Annotated in this window: 14 protein-coding genes; 5 read left to right on the top strand and 9 right to left on the bottom strand. The window is 67.7% G+C overall.

Annotated features, from left to right (window positions below):
• The first annotated feature begins 125 nt into the window (after positions 1-125).
• The 4 genes from QMG72_RS15800 (at position 126) to QMG72_RS15785 (ending at position 3,675) form a co-directional block, all read left to right on the top strand.
• Positions 126-836, top strand: a complete 711-nt coding sequence (locus QMG72_RS15800; RefSeq protein ID WP_226774982.1) for a 3'-5' exonuclease — start codon at positions 126-128, stop codon at positions 834-836.
• A 368-nt stretch (positions 837-1,204) separates the two neighbouring features.
• Positions 1,205-2,155 (top strand): substrate-binding periplasmic protein, encoded by a 951-nt coding sequence (locus QMG72_RS15795; protein ID WP_283481012.1) that lies wholly within the window; start codon positions 1,205-1,207, stop codon positions 2,153-2,155.
• Positions 2,156-2,176: 21 nt separating this feature from the next.
• Positions 2,177-2,941: an amino acid ABC transporter permease gene (locus QMG72_RS15790; protein ID WP_226774987.1), complete on the top strand. Its 765-nt coding sequence runs from the start codon at positions 2,177-2,179 to the stop codon at positions 2,939-2,941.
• Positions 2,938-3,675: an amino acid ABC transporter ATP-binding protein gene (locus tag QMG72_RS15785; RefSeq protein WP_226774983.1), complete on the top strand. Its 738-nt coding sequence runs from the start codon at positions 2,938-2,940 to the stop codon at positions 3,673-3,675. The genes QMG72_RS15790 and QMG72_RS15785 overlap by 4 nt, the downstream gene beginning before the upstream one ends.
• Positions 3,676-3,783: 108 nt before the next feature.
• Here the strand turns inward: QMG72_RS15785 and hemL are convergent, their stop codons facing one another.
• The 9 genes from hemL to hemE all read right to left on the bottom strand — a co-directional run bounded on the left by hemL (position 3,784) and on the right by hemE (position 13,828).
• The gene (hemL, locus tag QMG72_RS15780; protein ID WP_226774984.1) at positions 3,784-5,115 is read right to left on the bottom strand and encodes a glutamate-1-semialdehyde 2,1-aminomutase; all 1,332 of its coding nucleotides are present in this window, start codon (positions 5,113-5,115) and stop codon (positions 3,784-3,786) included.
• A 13-nt stretch (positions 5,116-5,128) separates the two neighbouring features.
• Positions 5,129-6,238 (bottom strand): LLM class flavin-dependent oxidoreductase, encoded by a 1,110-nt coding sequence (locus QMG72_RS15775; RefSeq protein ID WP_283481010.1) that lies wholly within the window; start codon positions 6,236-6,238, stop codon positions 5,129-5,131.
• Positions 6,235-7,218, bottom strand: a complete 984-nt coding sequence (hemB, locus tag QMG72_RS15770; protein ID WP_283481009.1) for a porphobilinogen synthase — start codon at positions 7,216-7,218, stop codon at positions 6,235-6,237. Before hemB ends, QMG72_RS15775 begins: the two co-directional genes overlap by 4 nt.
• The gene (locus QMG72_RS15765; protein ID WP_283481008.1) at positions 7,215-8,132 is read right to left on the bottom strand and encodes a uroporphyrinogen-III synthase; all 918 of its coding nucleotides are present in this window, start codon (positions 8,130-8,132) and stop codon (positions 7,215-7,217) included. The genes hemB and QMG72_RS15765 overlap by 4 nt, the downstream gene beginning before the upstream one ends.
• A 20-nt stretch (positions 8,133-8,152) precedes the next feature.
• Positions 8,153-9,151 (bottom strand): hydroxymethylbilane synthase, encoded by a 999-nt coding sequence (hemC, locus tag QMG72_RS15760; protein ID WP_226776136.1) that lies wholly within the window; start codon positions 9,149-9,151, stop codon positions 8,153-8,155.
• Positions 9,148-10,416, bottom strand: coding sequence for a ferrochelatase (locus QMG72_RS15755; RefSeq protein ID WP_283481006.1), 1,269 nt, complete (start codon positions 10,414-10,416; stop codon positions 9,148-9,150). The genes hemC and QMG72_RS15755 overlap by 4 nt, the downstream gene beginning before the upstream one ends.
• On the bottom strand, positions 10,413-11,126 hold the full coding sequence (hemQ, locus tag QMG72_RS15750; protein WP_226776134.1) for a hydrogen peroxide-dependent heme synthase: 714 nt from the start codon (positions 11,124-11,126) through the stop codon (positions 10,413-10,415). The genes QMG72_RS15755 and hemQ overlap by 4 nt, the downstream gene beginning before the upstream one ends.
• A gap of 73 nt (positions 11,127-11,199) precedes the next feature.
• Positions 11,200-12,726 (bottom strand): protoporphyrinogen/coproporphyrinogen oxidase, encoded by a 1,527-nt coding sequence (locus QMG72_RS15745; RefSeq protein WP_283481004.1) that lies wholly within the window; start codon positions 12,724-12,726, stop codon positions 11,200-11,202.
• 4 nt (positions 12,727-12,730) lie between these two features.
• A complete protein-coding gene (gene hemE / locus QMG72_RS15740) occupies positions 12,731-13,828 on the bottom strand; it encodes a uroporphyrinogen decarboxylase (RefSeq protein ID WP_226776132.1) in 1,098 nt (365 codons plus the stop codon).
• A 158-nt stretch (positions 13,829-13,986) separates the two neighbouring features.
• Here hemE and QMG72_RS15735 point away from each other — a divergent pair, with 158 nt between their 5' ends.
• On the top strand, positions 13,987-15,324 hold the full coding sequence (locus QMG72_RS15735; protein ID WP_283481003.1) for a glutamyl-tRNA reductase: 1,338 nt from the start codon (positions 13,987-13,989) through the stop codon (positions 15,322-15,324).
• Positions 15,325-15,614: the final 290 nt, after the last annotated feature.

Raw genomic sequence — 15,614 nt, 5'->3', positions numbered from 1 at the left:
CCAACCCACCCCAACCCGCCCCACCCCAACCCGCCGGCCGGACCCGCCGCGGTAGGCACCGCCGACGCCGTGCCGGGCACAAACGGTGGCGCGTTCCTGTCGGTGGCAGCAGGTAGCGTTGATGCATGAGCACTTGGAACACCCTCCCCCGCGCGGCCTTCGACCTCGAAACCACAGGTCGGAACTCGCGCTCCGCACGGATCGTCACGGCATCCATCACTGTGGTGGACAACGACGGCGGGATCATCAACGAGCACGAGTGGCTCGCCGATCCGGGGGTCGAGATCCCGACCGAGGCCAGTGACATCCATGGCGTCACGACAGAACGGGCCCGCAGCGAGGGCCGCCCTGCCGCCGAAGTGACGCGGGAGGTTGCCGCAGCGCTTCAAGAGCTCTTCGACCGGGGAGTGCCGGTCATCGCCTTCAACGCCAGCTACGACTTCACCGTGCTCGCCGCCGAATCGGCCCGCTACGGTGTCCCGCAGTTGAGCCGTTTTCCCGTCCTGGATCCGTACATCATGAACAAGCAGGTCGACCGGTACCGCAAAGGCAAGCGCACGCTGACAGCCCTTTGCGAGGAGTACGGGGTGAACCTGGACAATGCCCACACCTCAGCGGCGGACGCCCTCGCCACCCTCCGTATGCTCGACGCCATGGCAGGGAAGTTCCCGAAGCTCCGGATGCCGGCCAGCCACCTGCACCAGCTCCAGATCGAGTGGGCCTCGGCCCAGGCGTCGGATTTTCAGACCTACCTGCGCAAAACCAAACCCGCCGCCGTGATCGAGGGCGACTGGCCGGTGCTGCCGCCGGAAGACGCCAGCCGCGGGGATTTCTAGGACAAAGAGCACGTCACGCGCCGAAACACTGACGGGCATGGCGGCACTCTATAGCCCTCAACGCCCCGAAAACCGGCCAAGTGCGACGGAAATCACAGCCCTTGCGGCGCCGGGCGGGACCGGGCCTGCACGTCATTCGTTCCGTCGCACCCTGCCCGGACGGCTCAGATAACGTGGCACTACTAAGGCGCATGAACTTAATTCGGCATCGAAGGGAGATCGAGAGCAGAAATTCGCTTTGAATTCGCCTTCGGGTCAGGTGTCACACTTATATTTTGCGGCTTGCTGTCCCCGGGCCGTCCGCGCCCTGCGCCCGGGCGCGGCGTTGCCCCCGCGGACCACACACTCCTGACGAAAGCGATTGCATGATGAAAACCAAAGCCATGAAGTGGCTGACTACTGTTCCTGTGGCGATCGCTGTGGCTGTGTCCCTGGCGGCCTGCGGCGGCGGATCAGCGCAACCGTCCGGCTCACCCACTGACGCACTCGCCGGCAGCGACCAGACTTCGCTGGACAAGTACACGACCGCTGAGATCACTCCCCTGGACACGATCGACAAGACGAAACTTGGCTTGATCACCGAGGGCACCTTGCGGGTCGGCACCCTCTCGGATGCGCCGCCGAACATCTTCATCGATCCCTCCGGTAAGTTCACCGGCTACGACAACGAGCTGATGCGTGCGATCGTCGACAAGCTGGGCCTCAAGGTCGAATTCGCTTCAACCGACTTCTCCGCGTTGCTCTCACAAGTCAACAACAAACAGTTCGACGCCGGATCATCCTCGATTTCCACGACCGACAAGCGCCGCGAAACGGTTGGCTTCACCAATGGCTACGACTTCGGCTACATGGCTGTCGTGACAAAGGACAACGCCCAGGTCAAGTCCTTCGATGACCTTAAGGCCGGCGTACGCGTCGGCGTCGTCCAGGGCACCGTGCAGGATGACTACGTCACCAACACGCTTAAACTTGAGCCTGTCCGCTTCCCTGACTACAACACGGTCTACGCCAGCGTGAAGAACGGCCAGGTGGACGCGTGGGTGGCCCCGTCCCAGCAGGCAACAGGCCAGGTCAAGGAAGGCGACAAGACCAAAATCGCCGAGAAGGTCGTAAATACCCAGAACTTCACGGCCTACGCCGTGAACAAGGACAACAAGGCCCTTATCGAGGCGCTGAACGCCGGCCTGGATGCAGTGATCGCCGACGGCACGTGGACCAAGCTGACGTCCGAGTGGTACACGGACCGTCCCACCGTGGCGGAGCAGACCCCGCAGGGCTGGAAGCCGGGCAGCAAGGCCGTCCAGATTCCGGCAAAGTAGCCCGGGCCGTCTATGAACCTCCTGGATATTCTCAAACAACTTGGCGACACCTTCCTCGACTGGAAGGCGATGGGCGAAGTCATCCCCATGATGTTCGCGGTCGGCTTGCCGAATACGATCGTCCTGGCAATCACTTCCGGCATCATCGGAACGCTGCTCGGGATGGTGCTTGCCCTGATGGGTATCTCCAGGAACGCTGCGGTGCGCTGGATCGCGCGTGTCTACACCGACATCCTGCGTGGGCTGCCGCCGGTGCTGACGATCCTCGTGATCGGTTTCGGCTTCGGTCCGATCATTCGGCAACTGACCGGATCGACGAGCCCGTACCCGATGGCGGTGGCGGCACTGTCGCTGATGTCGGCAGCTTACATCGGTGAGATTTTCCGCTCCGGCATCCAGAGCGTGGACAAGGGACAGCTCGAAGCCACCCGCGCCCTGGGATTCGGCTATGGCCCCTCGATGCGGCTGGTGGTTGTGCCCCAGGGCATCCGGCGGGTTCTGCCCGCACTGGTTAACCAGTTCATCGCCCTGATCAAGGAGTCCTCGCTGGTTTTCCTTTTGGGCCTGCTGGCCTCGGAACGGGAAATCTTCCAGATCGGCAAGGATGCGGCGTCGACCAGCGGGAACCTGTCCCCGTATGTTGCCGCGGCGGTCTTCTACCTGGCCCTGACGGTTCCATTAACACACTTCGTGAACTGGATTGATGGCCGCCTGCGTTCGGGCCGGCCGGAAAAAAAGGAACCCGATGACGCGGCCGCCAAGGTCGGAAAGGGGGCCCCGGCATGAGCGAGTTTGCTTCCGGGTCGCTGACAGCAAAAAACATCCACCTGTCGTTCGGGGCGAACCACGTCCTCCGCGGCATCGACCTGCACGTTGGGCAGGGCACAACGGCTTCCGTTATCGGGCCGTCCGGCTCAGGTAAGTCAACGCTTCTGCGGGTTATGAACCGGCTGATCGAACCCGACCAGGGCGACATCCTCCTCGACGGGAAGTCCGTGCTTCAGGACAACCCCGACGAGCTGCGCCGGCGGATCGGTATGGTCTTCCAGCAATTCAATCTGTTCCCGCACAAGACCGTGGTGGAAAACGTCTCGCTGGCACTGCGCAAGCTCCGCGGAATGTCCAAGGAGCAGGCCCGCGAGGAGGCAGTTGCCCAGCTTGACCTCGTGGGGCTCAAGCACAAGGCGGATGCCCGCCCCGCCAATCTCTCCGGAGGTCAGCAGCAGCGGGTGGCGATAGCGCGGGCTTTGGCCATGAAACCCGAAGTGATGTTCTTCGACGAGGCTACGTCCGCGCTCGACCCGGAACTTGTCAAGGGTGTGCTGGCGCTGATGGCCGACCTCGCCAAGGGTGGTATGACCATGGTCGTGGTGACTCACGAGATGGGCTTCTCACGGAACGTCTCGGACACCGTGACGTTTATGGACGGCGGCGTCGTCGTCGAGTCCGGGCCGCCGGAACAGATCTTCACCGATCCGCGCACGGAACGCCTGCAGGGATTCCTTTCGGACGTCCTCTAGAGCGCGGGACTGCCGCTTAAGCATGTGGGGCACCCGCCGCGGCGGGTGCCCCACAGCTGTTTAAGCTCGATACCGGATGGGCAGTACGGGCCGTGGGGCCCGCCGGAGCTACGCCTTCGCGGCCGCCGCTGCCTTGGCGGCGGCCGGCAGGGCATCGAAGATCCGGTTCATCGCGGCGTCGTCGTGCGCGGCGGAGAGGAACCAGGCCTCGAAGACCGACGGCGGGAGGTAAACCCCGGCGTCGAGCATGGAGTGGAAGAACGGCGCGTAGCGGAACACTTCCTGGCCCTGGGCGTCGTCGTAGTTGTGCACGCCGCGCGCCGAGGTGCCAAACGCCACCGAGAACAGGTTCCCGGCCCGCTGGATCGAATGGTCCACCCCTGCCGCGCCCAGTGCCGAGGACAGTGCCGCGGAGAGCTCCAGCGAGCGGGCGTCCACAAAGGAGTAGACTCCGGCGTTGGCGTGGGTGAGGGTGGCGACGCCGGCGGCCATGGCCACCGGGTTTCCGGAGAGCGTGCCGGCCTGGTAGACGGGGCCCAACGGCGCCAGGTAGTCCATGACCTCTGCGCGGCCGGCGAGGGCCGCGGCCGGCATTCCGCCGCCGATGACCTTGCCGAACGTCAGCAGGTCCGGGGTCCAGGGCTGGGCCGCGCCGGCGGCACCGCCAGTGAGGCCCCAGTAGCCCGAGTAGCCGGTCCGGAATCCAGTCAGGACTTCATCGAGGATCAGCAAGGCGCCGTGCTCGCCGGTGATGCGCGACAGGCCGGCATTAAACCCCTCACCCGGGGTGACGACGCCCATGTTGGCCGGCGCCGCCTCCGTGATGACCGCGGCGATGTTGGGTCCGTGCTGGGCGAAGGCGGCCTCGACGGCGGCGAGGTCGTTGTAGGGCAGGACGAGGGTTTCGGCTGCGGTGGCGGCCGTGACGCCGGCCGAACCCGGCAGCGCGAGAGTCGCCAGGCCCGAGCCGGCCGCAGCGAGGAGCCCGTCGAGGTGTCCGTGGTAGCAGCCGGCGAACTTGATGATGAGGTTCCGGCCGGTGAAGCCGCGGGCCAGCCGGACGGCGGTCATGGTGGCCTCGGTGCCGGTGGAGACCATCCGGACCCGCTCGGCGGCAGGAACACGTTCCTGCACGATAGCCGCGAGATTGGCCTCATCCGGCGTCGAGGCGCCAAAGGACAGCCCCCGGTCGACGGCGGCATGCACCGCGGCGAGGACCTCCGGGTGTGCATGACCCAACAGTGCCGGGCCCCAGGAGCAGACCAGGTCCACGTATTCTGCGCCATCGGCATCTGTCAGATAGGGGCCCTTGGCGGAGACCATAAACCGCGGTGTGCCGCCGACGGAGCCGAACGCACGGACTGGCGAGTTAACACCGCCCGGCATCAGCTGGCGGGCGCGGTCGAAGAGTGCCTCGTTGCGAGGGTGGCTGGAAGTCATGGTTCCTATTCTTTCAGTTCTGCGGTGAAGACCCGGCCAGCAACGAGGCAACCCGGGGTGCCACCTCGGTGCCGAACAACTCGATCGAGCGCATCATCGCCGTGTGCGGCAGGGTGCCGTTGCTGTATTTGAGGTCGAAGCGGTCCACGCCGAGGTTGTGCTTGAGCAGGCCGATCTTGGCCGCGACGGTGTCCGGCGAGCCGACGTAGAGGGCGCCCTCTTGGGTACACATCGCGTCAAACTCGGCGCGATTGCCGGGACCCCAGCCGCGCTCGGCACCGATCAGGTTGCGCTGGCCGAGCCAGTGCGGGAAGAACTCCTCCCGTGCTTCCTCGTCGGTGGCAGCAATGTGGCCGGGCGAATGGGTGGCTATCTGCTGCATCGGGTGGCCGTATTTGGCCATCGCATCGCGGTACAGATTCGCCAGCGGGGCGAAGGACCGCGGCTCTCCGCCGATGATTGCGAAGATGATCGGGTACCCGTATTCGGCGCAGCGCAGCACCGATTCAGGGGTTCCGCCGACGCCGATCCAGGCCGGCAGCAGGTGGTGTTCCAGCGGCGGGTAGGCACTCAGACCGCTGATGGACGGCCTGGTGCGTCCCTCCCAGTGGATGGGCTGCTGGGCGCGGGCTTTGTCGAAGAGCTCCAGCTTCTCCTCGAACAGGACCTCGTAATCGGCGAGGTTGAGTCCGAAGAGCGGGAAGGACTCCACAAAGGAGCCGCGGCCCAGCATCACCTCGGCCCGGCCGTTGGAGATGGCGTCCACGGTGGAGAAGCGCTGGAAAACCCTGATGGGGTCATCGGAGCTCAACACGGTGACTGCGGAGCCGAGCCGGATGCGCCGGGTCCGGGCTGCCGCCGCGGCGAGGAACACTTCGGGGGCGGAGACGGCGAAGTCACGGCGGTGGTGCTCCCCTACGCCGAAGGCATGGAGCCCCACCTGGTCAGCGAGTTCGGCCTGCTCCAGCAGCTGGCGCAGTACCTGGGCGTGCGGGACGGGGTGTCCGTCGGGGAAGACCCCGATGTCGCCGAAGGTGTTCAGGCCCAGCAGGATGCGCCCCGGGCCCACCGGGGCGGTGGGGTTTGGCGCGGAAGCGGGATCGGACCCTGTCACGGGGCTCACCGGGACTCTTTCAGCCAGCCGGCAAGTTCGCTGGCCCAATAGGTGAGGACGATGTTGGCGCCTGCCCGTTTGATGCCAAGTACCGATTCGGTGATGGCGGCCCGGCGGTCGATCCAGCCGTTGGCCGCGGCAGCTTCGATCATCGAGTACTCGCCGGAAATCTGGTAGGCCGCGACCGGCACCGGACTCATCGCGGCGACGTCGGCGAGGATATCGAGGTAGCTCATGGCTGGCTTGACCATCACCATGTCGGCGCCTTCTTCGAGGTCCAGTTCCACTTCGAGGACCGCTTCGCGGCGGTTCGCGGCGTCCATCTGGTAGGTCCGCCGGTCACCGGTGAGCTGGGAATCAACGGCCTCACGGAACGGACCGTAGAACGCCGATGCGTATTTCGCGGCGTAGGCGACGACGGCGGTGGTGGTGTGGCCGGCTTCCTCGAGGGCTTGTCGGATGACTGCGATCTGGCCGTCCATCATCCCGGACGGGCCGAGCGCGTGGGCGCCGGCCTCGGCCTGGGCCAGGGCCATCCGGGCGTAGATCTCCAGCGTGGCGTCGTTGTCCACGTAACCGCTGGCGTCGAGGACTCCGCAGTGCCCGTGGTCGGTGAATTCGTCCAGGCAGACGTCGCTCATGATGACCAGCTCGTCGCCGACTTCGGCACGGACGTCCCGGATGGCCTTGTTAAGCACTCCGTCAGGGTCCAGGGCGGCGGTGCCGGTGGCGTCGCGGACGGCGGGGATTCCAAAGAGCATAATGCCACCAACGCCGAGCTCCACGGCCTCGCTGGCGGCGCGTTTGAGCGTCTCGGTGGTGTGCTGCTGGACGCCGGGCATCGAGGAAATCGGGTTCGGCTCGGTCAGCCCTTCGCGGATGAAGGCGGGCAGGACGAGTTCGGCGGCCGAGAGCCGGTGTTCGGCTGTCAGCCGGCGCAATGCAGGGGTGGTGCGGAGCCGGCGGGGGCGGTGGGTCGGGAAGCTCATATGGTGTCCTTTGCTGTGGGCTCTGCGGGCGGATGGTGTGGGGGCGGTTCCTTGGCCAGCGCGCGAATAACGGCTGCCACCAGACCGGAGGCGGTGGGCTCCTCGGCCACGGCGGCGACGCTGAGGCCGAGTGACTGAGCCTGGGCGGCGGTCGAGCGTCCGATGGCCACGAACCGGCATGCGCCCAGCGGGGAAAGGTCCTCGTGGATGCGCCGGACGGCACTGGGGGAAGCAGCAACAACGGCGTCCAGCAGGCCGGCGTCGATTTCGGTTTTCGCCTGCGCCGGGGTAAGGACAGCGGCTTCGGCGGGCCGGTCCGGGCCGGGGTCCGGGAGTGTTGCCGGCTGGCAGAAGGCCAGGCTCCGGCGCGGGTCGGCCGGGTAGTTTACGGTGCGGTAGGCGGTCACGGCCTGGACGAAGGCGCCGCGGGCCGCCAGCCCGCGGCGGAGCCGGGGGTCCGCGATATCTGCCTGCGGCAGGAATACACTGCCCTGGTGTGCGGGCCAGATATCGAGAAGTCCCGCACCGGACTGCTGGCCGGCGGGTGCCAGGTCGACGGCGACTCCCCGGGTTTCGAGGTAGTGCCGGGTGGCGGGTCCGATCGTGGCGACCATGAGGCTGCCCGGAAGCCAGGCAGCGAGGTTGGTACCCCGTTCGGTGGCCTTGGCCTCGAGCGCATGGACAGCTGTCACGCTGCTGACGACCAGCCAAGCGTACGCACCGGCACCGAGGGCGTCGAAGGCTACATCCAGGGAATGCTGGTCCCTGGCCAGCTCGAAATCGATCAGCGGAAGCAGCACGGGTTCGGCGCCGACGCCGCGCAGGGCACTGACCAGGCCCGCTGCCCGGTCCGGGCTGCGGGCGACGAGGATCCGGGCGCCGTCCGGCGCCTTGACGCCGCTGTGCCTTCCCATGACCTGGTGGAATTCTCGGCTCAGGACGCTGCCAGGTCCGCGATCTCGGCGGCACCGCGGGCCAGCAGGACTTCCGCAAGCTCGATCCCCAGCAGGGTTGCACCCACCTCGGTGAGTCCGTCCGTGGCCTTTGAATCCCGGACCGAGGCTGTACCGTCGACGGCACAGACCACGGCTTCAAGGTGCAGCCGGCTACCCTTTCGGACAGCATAGGCGCCCACCGGCGCAGCGCAGCCTGCTTCCAGCCGGGCCAGGAGGGCCCGCTCAGCCGTTACCGCAAGCCGGGTGTCAGGGTCGTCGAGGGCGGCGAGGGCCTGCGCCAGCACTCCCTGTGAGCCGTCGGTGGATCCCGCCTTGCGCGGAGCATCCGCGGAGCGGCATTCGATCGCAAGCGAACCCTGCCCGGCCGCGGGCAGCATAACGGCGGATTCGAGGTATTCGCTGACGGCGGCCAACCTGCCGAGGCGTTGCAGCCCGGCGGCCGCGAGCACAACGGCGTCGAGATCGCAGCTTTTTCCTTCGACGACAGCGTCGGTGCTATTGCCCGGCAGGCCGGGGACACGGCCCAGCCGGGTGTCTACGTTTCCGCGGATATCCCGGATGTCCAGGTCCGGGCGGGCGGATCGCAACTGGGCCGCCCGCCGCGGGGAACCCGTACCCACTGCGGCGCCGGCCGGCAGATCGGCGAGCTTGAGTCCGTCGCGGGAGCAGAGCACGTCGCGGACATCGGCGCGTTTCGGCGTCGCCGCGAGCGTCAGCCCGAGTGCTGCCCCGGTGGGCAGGTCCTTGAGTGAGTGCACAGCGATGTCGCACTTGTCCTGCAGCAGGGCGTCGCGCAGGGCCGCGACGAAGACGCCGGTACCTCCCATCTGGGACAGCGATCCGGTGAGGACATCACCGTCGGTCCGGATGTGGATCAGTTCGATCGGGAAGCCGCCGACGGCGGTCAGTTGGTCCGCTGTCTGCTGGGTCTGCGTGAGCGCAAGCCTGCTGGCGCGGGTTCCGACCCTGACGCTCACGCCGTGTCCTGTCCCGCCGCCGGAGCGGGGGTACCGGCGGGAGCCGCCGGGTAGGGGGCGTGGCCGGTGCCGATGGTGGTGTCCGCGCCCGAAATGGTGGGCTTTTCGCCGCGGAAGTTGGCGCAGCAGCCCGGGCGGCAAACGTCGTACCAGGGGCCGAGTTTGGTCAGGTGCGGGCGGTCGGCGATGTTGTTCGCTGCGGTCCGTTCGCTGATCAGGTCCACAAGTCCGCTGACGAACTTCCGGTGCGTCCCCGGTGTGGGGACGCGCGTCGCGGTGAGGCCCAGGGTGGCGCAGGTTTCCAGGGCCTCGGTGTCGAGGTCCCAGACAACTTCCATGTGGTCGCTGACGAAGCCGAGCGGAACGATCACGATGCCCTTGACGCCCTTCCCGGCGAGCTCTTCGATGGCGTCGTTAATGTCGGGTTCCAGCCAGGGCACGTGCGGGGCGCCGGAGCGCGACTGGTAGACGAGGGACCAGGGGGCGGTGTCACCGCTGCCTGCCTCGACCCGGCGGATGACTTCGGTGCCGGACGCCAGGTGCTGGGCGACGTAGGCCGAATCCTCCTCGAACTGTCGCGGTTCGGCGTCGGAGTGGCCCGCCGCCGCTGCGTCGCCGGTGGGGATGGAGTGGGTGGCGAACAGGATGTGGACCGGTGCGTCCGGGGTACCGGCCGCGGCCAGCCGGGCGCGGACGTCGGCCAGGCCGGCTGCGGTGCCTTCCACAAACGGCTCGACGAAGCCCGGGTGGTCGAAGTACTGCCGGACTTTGTCCACTTCAAGTTCGCCGTCGAGGCCGGTCTCGGTCAGTGCGATGCCAATGTCCTCGCGGTACTGCCGGCAGCTGGAGTAGCAGGAGTAGGCGCTTGTGGTGAGCATCAGGACCTTGCGGTGCCCGGCGTCGTAAATGTCCTGGAGGGTCTGCGGGACGTAGGGCGCCCAGTTGCGGTTGCCCCAGAACACCGGCAGTTCGATTCCCCGGGCGGCAAGTTCGGCTTCAATGCCGGCCTTGAGGTCTCGGTTCTGCTGGTTGATGGGGCTGATGCCGCCGTTGGCGCGGTAGTGGTGCGAGACTTCCTCGAGCCGTTCGTCCGGGATGCCGCGTCCCCGGGTGACGTTACGCAGGAACGGGAGGACGTCTTCCTGGCCTTCGGGGCCACCAAAGGAGGCCAGGAGTACGGCGTCGTAATCCTTGGGGGCCATCCGGCCGGCCTGGGTCACGGCGTTGACGGCGGTAACCGTGTCTTGGGGGTTCAGCGGGTTCATGACAGGACCTCGGCAATCTCGGCTGCGTTCACCCGGCGGCCGGTGTAGAACGGGACTTCTTCGCGGACATGGTGGCGGGCTTCGGTGGCCCGCAGGTGGCGCATCAGGTCCACGAGGTCCACCAGTTCGGGGGCTTCCAGGCCGAGGATCCATTCCCAGTCGCCGAGGGCGAAGGAGGACACCGTGTTGGCGATGACCTGGGGGAAGTCCCGGCCCAGTAAGCCGTGGTCGCGAAGCATGGCCCCGCGTTCGGCGTCGGGCAGCAGGTACCACTCGTAGGAGCGGACGAAGGGATACACACAGAGCCACTCCGCCGGTTCCACCCCGCGGGAGAATGCGGGCGTGTGGTTTTTGGCGAACTCCGCTTCGCGGTGCACACCCATGGCGGACCAGGCAATTTCGGTGCCGGCGAACAGTTTGCTGCGGCGGATGTCCCGGACGGCCCGCTGAAGGGCCTCGGGCTCGGCGCCATGCAGCCAAACCATAATGTCGGCATCGGCGCGCATGGCCGAGACGTCATAGCTGCCGCGGTGGACCACACCGGCGTCGGCCAGCCGTGCGGTGAGGGCGTCGAACTCGCCGGCAGCATCGTCGCTGCGCAGGCCTTCGGCGGAGCGCTTGAAAACGGTCCAGAGCGTGAAGAACTGCGCTGCTGATTCTTCGCTTGCTGATGCAGTTTTAGTGACAGTTTCGGCAGAAGTGTGGCTCATGGATACCATATTGCCCCTTCCCTCCGGCTAAGTCGAAATGAAGGACTTCTACGGGGCGTAGAAGTGCTTTATTTCACAGTGGCGGGGATCCGGCGCCTTCACCCGGGGCCAGCAGCTGCCGGACCTGCCCCGGTGTGTCGGCCACAATCGCGGCGAGGCCGTTGCCGGACAGCCAGCCGCCGACGATGGCAAGTGTGCCGTCCGCCGCGCAGATATTGCGGACCTCCGCAACCCGGCGCTTGTGACCGAGCGACGCAAAAGGCAGCGCCCCGCCCCAGCGCACCACGTCCCAATCCACCACGTCCGCTGCGGTAACCGGGAGCGCGAGCAACGAGGATGCATCCGTCAAGGCAGCCGTGAAGAGTTCAGCATCCGAGCGGGGCCCAGGCATCGCTGCGGCGCCATGGCGGGCGTCCCCGCGCCCGTAGGACAGCCGGATGACATGGGTACCGGGACCGGCCTGGTCTGCAAGCCACTCCCATTTGGCGGTGGCGTGGGTCAGTGCCTTGGCCTGGATTCCCAGGCTCTGCGGCGCGACGAGGACCCCGGTCCCGCGCGGGGCGGCGTCGAGCCGGGGAAGGTCCAGCACGAGGGTGACGAGGCTGACGTCCGGGCCTGCCTCCGGACGTCGGCCGGCCAGTTCCGGCACCGCGCCGGCGAGCAGGTCGATGGCGGCCGGGCCGTCCACGGCGACAACCAGCAACCCGGCGTCGTGTGCTGTGTCCCCGGCCAAGACCCGCCACCCGCCGGCGGCGCGCTGCACGGCGTCAGCCCGGGCGCCGGTCAGCAAGGTGACACCATCGCGGCCCAGCTCGGCCAGCAGTGCCGGGATAAGCGTGTGCATCCCGCCGCGCAGGCCCGCGACTGCCGACCCGGCCTTCTGCAGTGGCGGCGCCCCCACCGGCGGGCGTGGCGCGGCGGCAACTGCACCGGGAATGGCTGCGGCGCGAGGACCCCGGCGTTGGGCCGCGACGGCGGCGGCGAGCGATCCGTGCTCCCGGATGCCGGCGCGCAGGCCCGGTGCCACCATGTCGATGTCAAGGACGCCCGGGTCCGCGGAGTGGACCCCGCCGACGACAGGTGCGACGAGGCGGTCGAGCACACGGCGCCCCATGCGGGCACGGACCAGCGCCGACACGCTTGTGGCTTCCGGCCCGGTACCCAACGCGGCCGGCAGCAGTGAATCGAGCGAGGCCCGGAGCGACCCGAGGAAACCGAGGGAACGGCGGACTTCCGGGTCCCAGGGATTGGCCGGGATGCCAAGGACCCCGGTGCGGGGAAGCTCCCGCGGGCCGTCGGGCAGCTGGACCCAGGCGCCGCCGGGCTGCGGTGCCACAATCTTCCCGGCGAGGCCCAGCGTGGCGGCGAGCTCTGACACGGCCGTGGAACGTGTGGCGAATGACTCGGCGCCGCTGTCCAGGGTCAGGCCGGCCACCGTATGGCTCCCGACGCAGCCGCCCCACACTCCGCTGGCTTCAAGAACAGTGGTGCGGACGCCGGCCCGGGCCAGGACGCGGGCGGCGAGCAGGCCGGAAATCCCGCCACCCACCACCACAGCGGTCTGCGGTGCGGCTTCCGCGGTGGAGCCGGCTGCCTGCATGCGCCTACTCCGGCGAAATCGAGTGGATAAGCTCAACGACCCGTGTGAGTACTGCCGGATCGGTTTCCGGCGGCACCCCGTGGCCGAGGTTAAGCACGTGGCCGGGGGCCGAAGCACCGGCCGCGACGACGGCCCGGACGTGCGCTTCCAGAACCTCCCACGGGGCGGACAGCAGGGCAGGGTCGATGTTGCCCTGCAGCGGCACCGTTCCGCCGAGCCGGCGGTTTGCTTCGTCCAGCGGCAGCCGGTAGTCCACCCCGACGACGTCGACGCCGACGTCGCGCATGGCGACGAGCAGTTCCGAGGTGCCGGTGCCGAAGTGGATCAGCGGGGCCCCTAGGTCCCGGACATGGTCCAGGGCGCGGGCGGAGGCCGGTGCGACGAAGCGCTGGTAGTCGGCCAGGCCAAGGGAGCCGGCCCACGAGTCGAAGAGCTGGGCGGCGGACGCGCCTGCTTCCAGCTGGGCACGGAGGAACATGCCGGAGGCGTCGGCGGCCCAGTTTGCCAGCGCGGTCCACGTCTCCGGGTCGGCGTGCATCATGGTGCGCGGGCCGAGGTGGTCCCGGGAGGGCTTGCCCTCGACCATGTACGCCGCGAGGGTGAACGGGGCACCGGCGAAGCCGATCAGCGGTGTCTTCCCCAGCTGGGCGACGGTGAGCCGGACGGCTTCGCGGATGGGCTCGAGGGCGTCCCAGGTCAGCTGGGGCAGGGCGGCAACGTCGGCCGCGGTGCGCACCGGCTTCTCCAGCACAGGACCCACGCCGGGCACAATGTCCACACCGACGCCGGCGAGCTTCAGCGGGATCACGATGTCGGAAAAGAAGATGGCGGCATCGACGTCGTGGCGGCGGACCGGCTGCAGGGTGATCTCGGAGGCAAGCTCGGGGCGCAGGCAGGAGTCCAGCATCGCGACCCCCTCACGCACCTTGAGGTACTCGGGCAGCGAGCGGCCGGCTTGGCGCATAAACCAGACCGGGCGGCGGGCCGGCTTCCCGCCCCGGTAGGCGGTGATCAGTGGGGAATCCGCGGTGCGGCCGTCCATCAGGGGGTGTCCGGCGTCAAGGCCGGAGGTTTGGGAAGTTGCCGCAGCGCGAGAGGTCATGACTTCGATTGTGCCGAAAATCGGCCCCAAAAGATAACGACAGACTGTCACGGCGCCGGTCGGCGCCCGCACGGTGGCACGAATCACAGGCCTGCGTGGGCGGTCACACCCCGCACAGTTGTTCTACGCGGGTACGAAAAAGCTATGATTGAAGAGCTGTGGTTCTTTTTTCTCTGGTGGCGACCCACGCCGACATCGACCTCGAGACCGTTGCTCAGCTGAGCACCGGTGCTTCCGAGCTTGCCACATCCGCCTTCGCCGGGTCGCCGGCCGTGGCGGGTGCGATAGTCCTCGCCACCTGCAACCGCCTCGAAATCTACGGCGAAGCGCCCCGCCCTGACGACGTCGAGGAAGCCCGCGCAGCCCTCATCACCCAGCTCAGCGGCTCCACCGGCCTCAACGAACAGCTCGTCGGGCGTTCCTTTAATACCCGCACGGGCGAGGATGTCACCCGGCATCTCTTCGCCGTCAGCTCCGGGCTGGATTCAGCAGTTGTGGGCGAACGCGAAATCGCCGGACAGGTCCGGCGCGCCCTCATTACCGCCCAGCACGAAGGCACGGCCAGTTCCGGCCTCGTCCGGCTCTTCCAGGCAGCGTCGAAGACCGCCAAGGACGTCGGAGCGCAGACCGCCCTCGGCGCCCGTGGCTTGTCAGTGGTCTCCGTGGCCCTGGACCTCGCCACGGAGCTTTCCGAGGTCCCTGACTGGTCCGCCAAAACAGTTGTCGTCTTCGGCACCGGCGCCTACGCGGGCGCCACCATGTCCCTGCTGCGTGAGCGCGGCTGCACCAACATCTCCGTCTACTCCTCCTCCGGCCGTGCCGCCGGATTTGTCGCCACCCGCGGCGGGACCGCACTGGATGGCGAGAGCCTTCCGGCCGCCGTCGCAGCCGCCGATGTCCTGATTGGCTGCAGCGGCGCCGATACCCGCGTTGAGGCTGCTGAACTGGGCCGGGTCCGGGCTGCCTCGACCCAGCCCCTGATTGCCATTGATCTGGCCCTCACCCACGATTTTGATCCTGCTGTCGGAGCGCTCGACGGCGTCGAGCTGCTCACGCTGGAATCGGTCCGGCTGGCCGCCCCGCAGGAACAGGCCGAGTCACTGGCACAGGCCAGCAGTATTGTGGCCGGTGCGGCCAACGCGTTTGAGCAAGAGCGCGAGGCCCGCTCGGTGGATTCGGCCATCGTCGCTCTGCGCCGGCACACCATGAACGTGCTGGATACGGAAATGGAAAAGGTCCGGGCCCGCCACGGTTGCACGGCCGCGGCAGAGGAAGTTGAATTTGCGCTGCGCCGGATGGTCAAGCAGCTGCTCCATGTGCCGACGGTGCGGGCCCGCGAGCTGGCCGCCAACGGTCAGCAGGAGGATTATGTCGCTGCCCTTGAGTCGCTGTACGGCATCACAGTCGAACAGCCCGCGCCCAAGGGCGCCGAATGCCCGGTTGAGCATCGGGCCTCGGGCGGGGCTGCGGAAACTGACGCACGGGAAACAGCCTAGGGCGCTGGTCCTGCCGGACCCTCAGCTCTCAATGACCTGAGCGCAGACCGCGGCTGCGGTATTTTGAGGCGAACTCTGCCTGCCGTACACGGTCCGTGTCAGCATCCACCCCTCTCCCGACGGCGGACGCGGCGCCAGTTGCAAGCTCTGGCCGATGCATGCCTGGACGGCTTGGCTGAGGTGGCCCAGTTGGAGGCCCGACACGAATTGCCTGTCTCAGGCCCGGCTGCTCTGTCCTGGCCAGGGCCCTCAGCGACACTCCGCCGGACAGCCTCCTGGGGCAATGTCCC

The organism is Pseudarthrobacter sp. PH31-O2 (genome assembly GCF_030063265.1).
Lineage (GTDB): Bacteria > Actinomycetota > Actinomycetes > Actinomycetales > Micrococcaceae > Arthrobacter.
The sequence above is the reverse complement of the archived record's forward strand: the minus strand, read 5'-3'. Positions and strand labels throughout refer to the sequence as shown.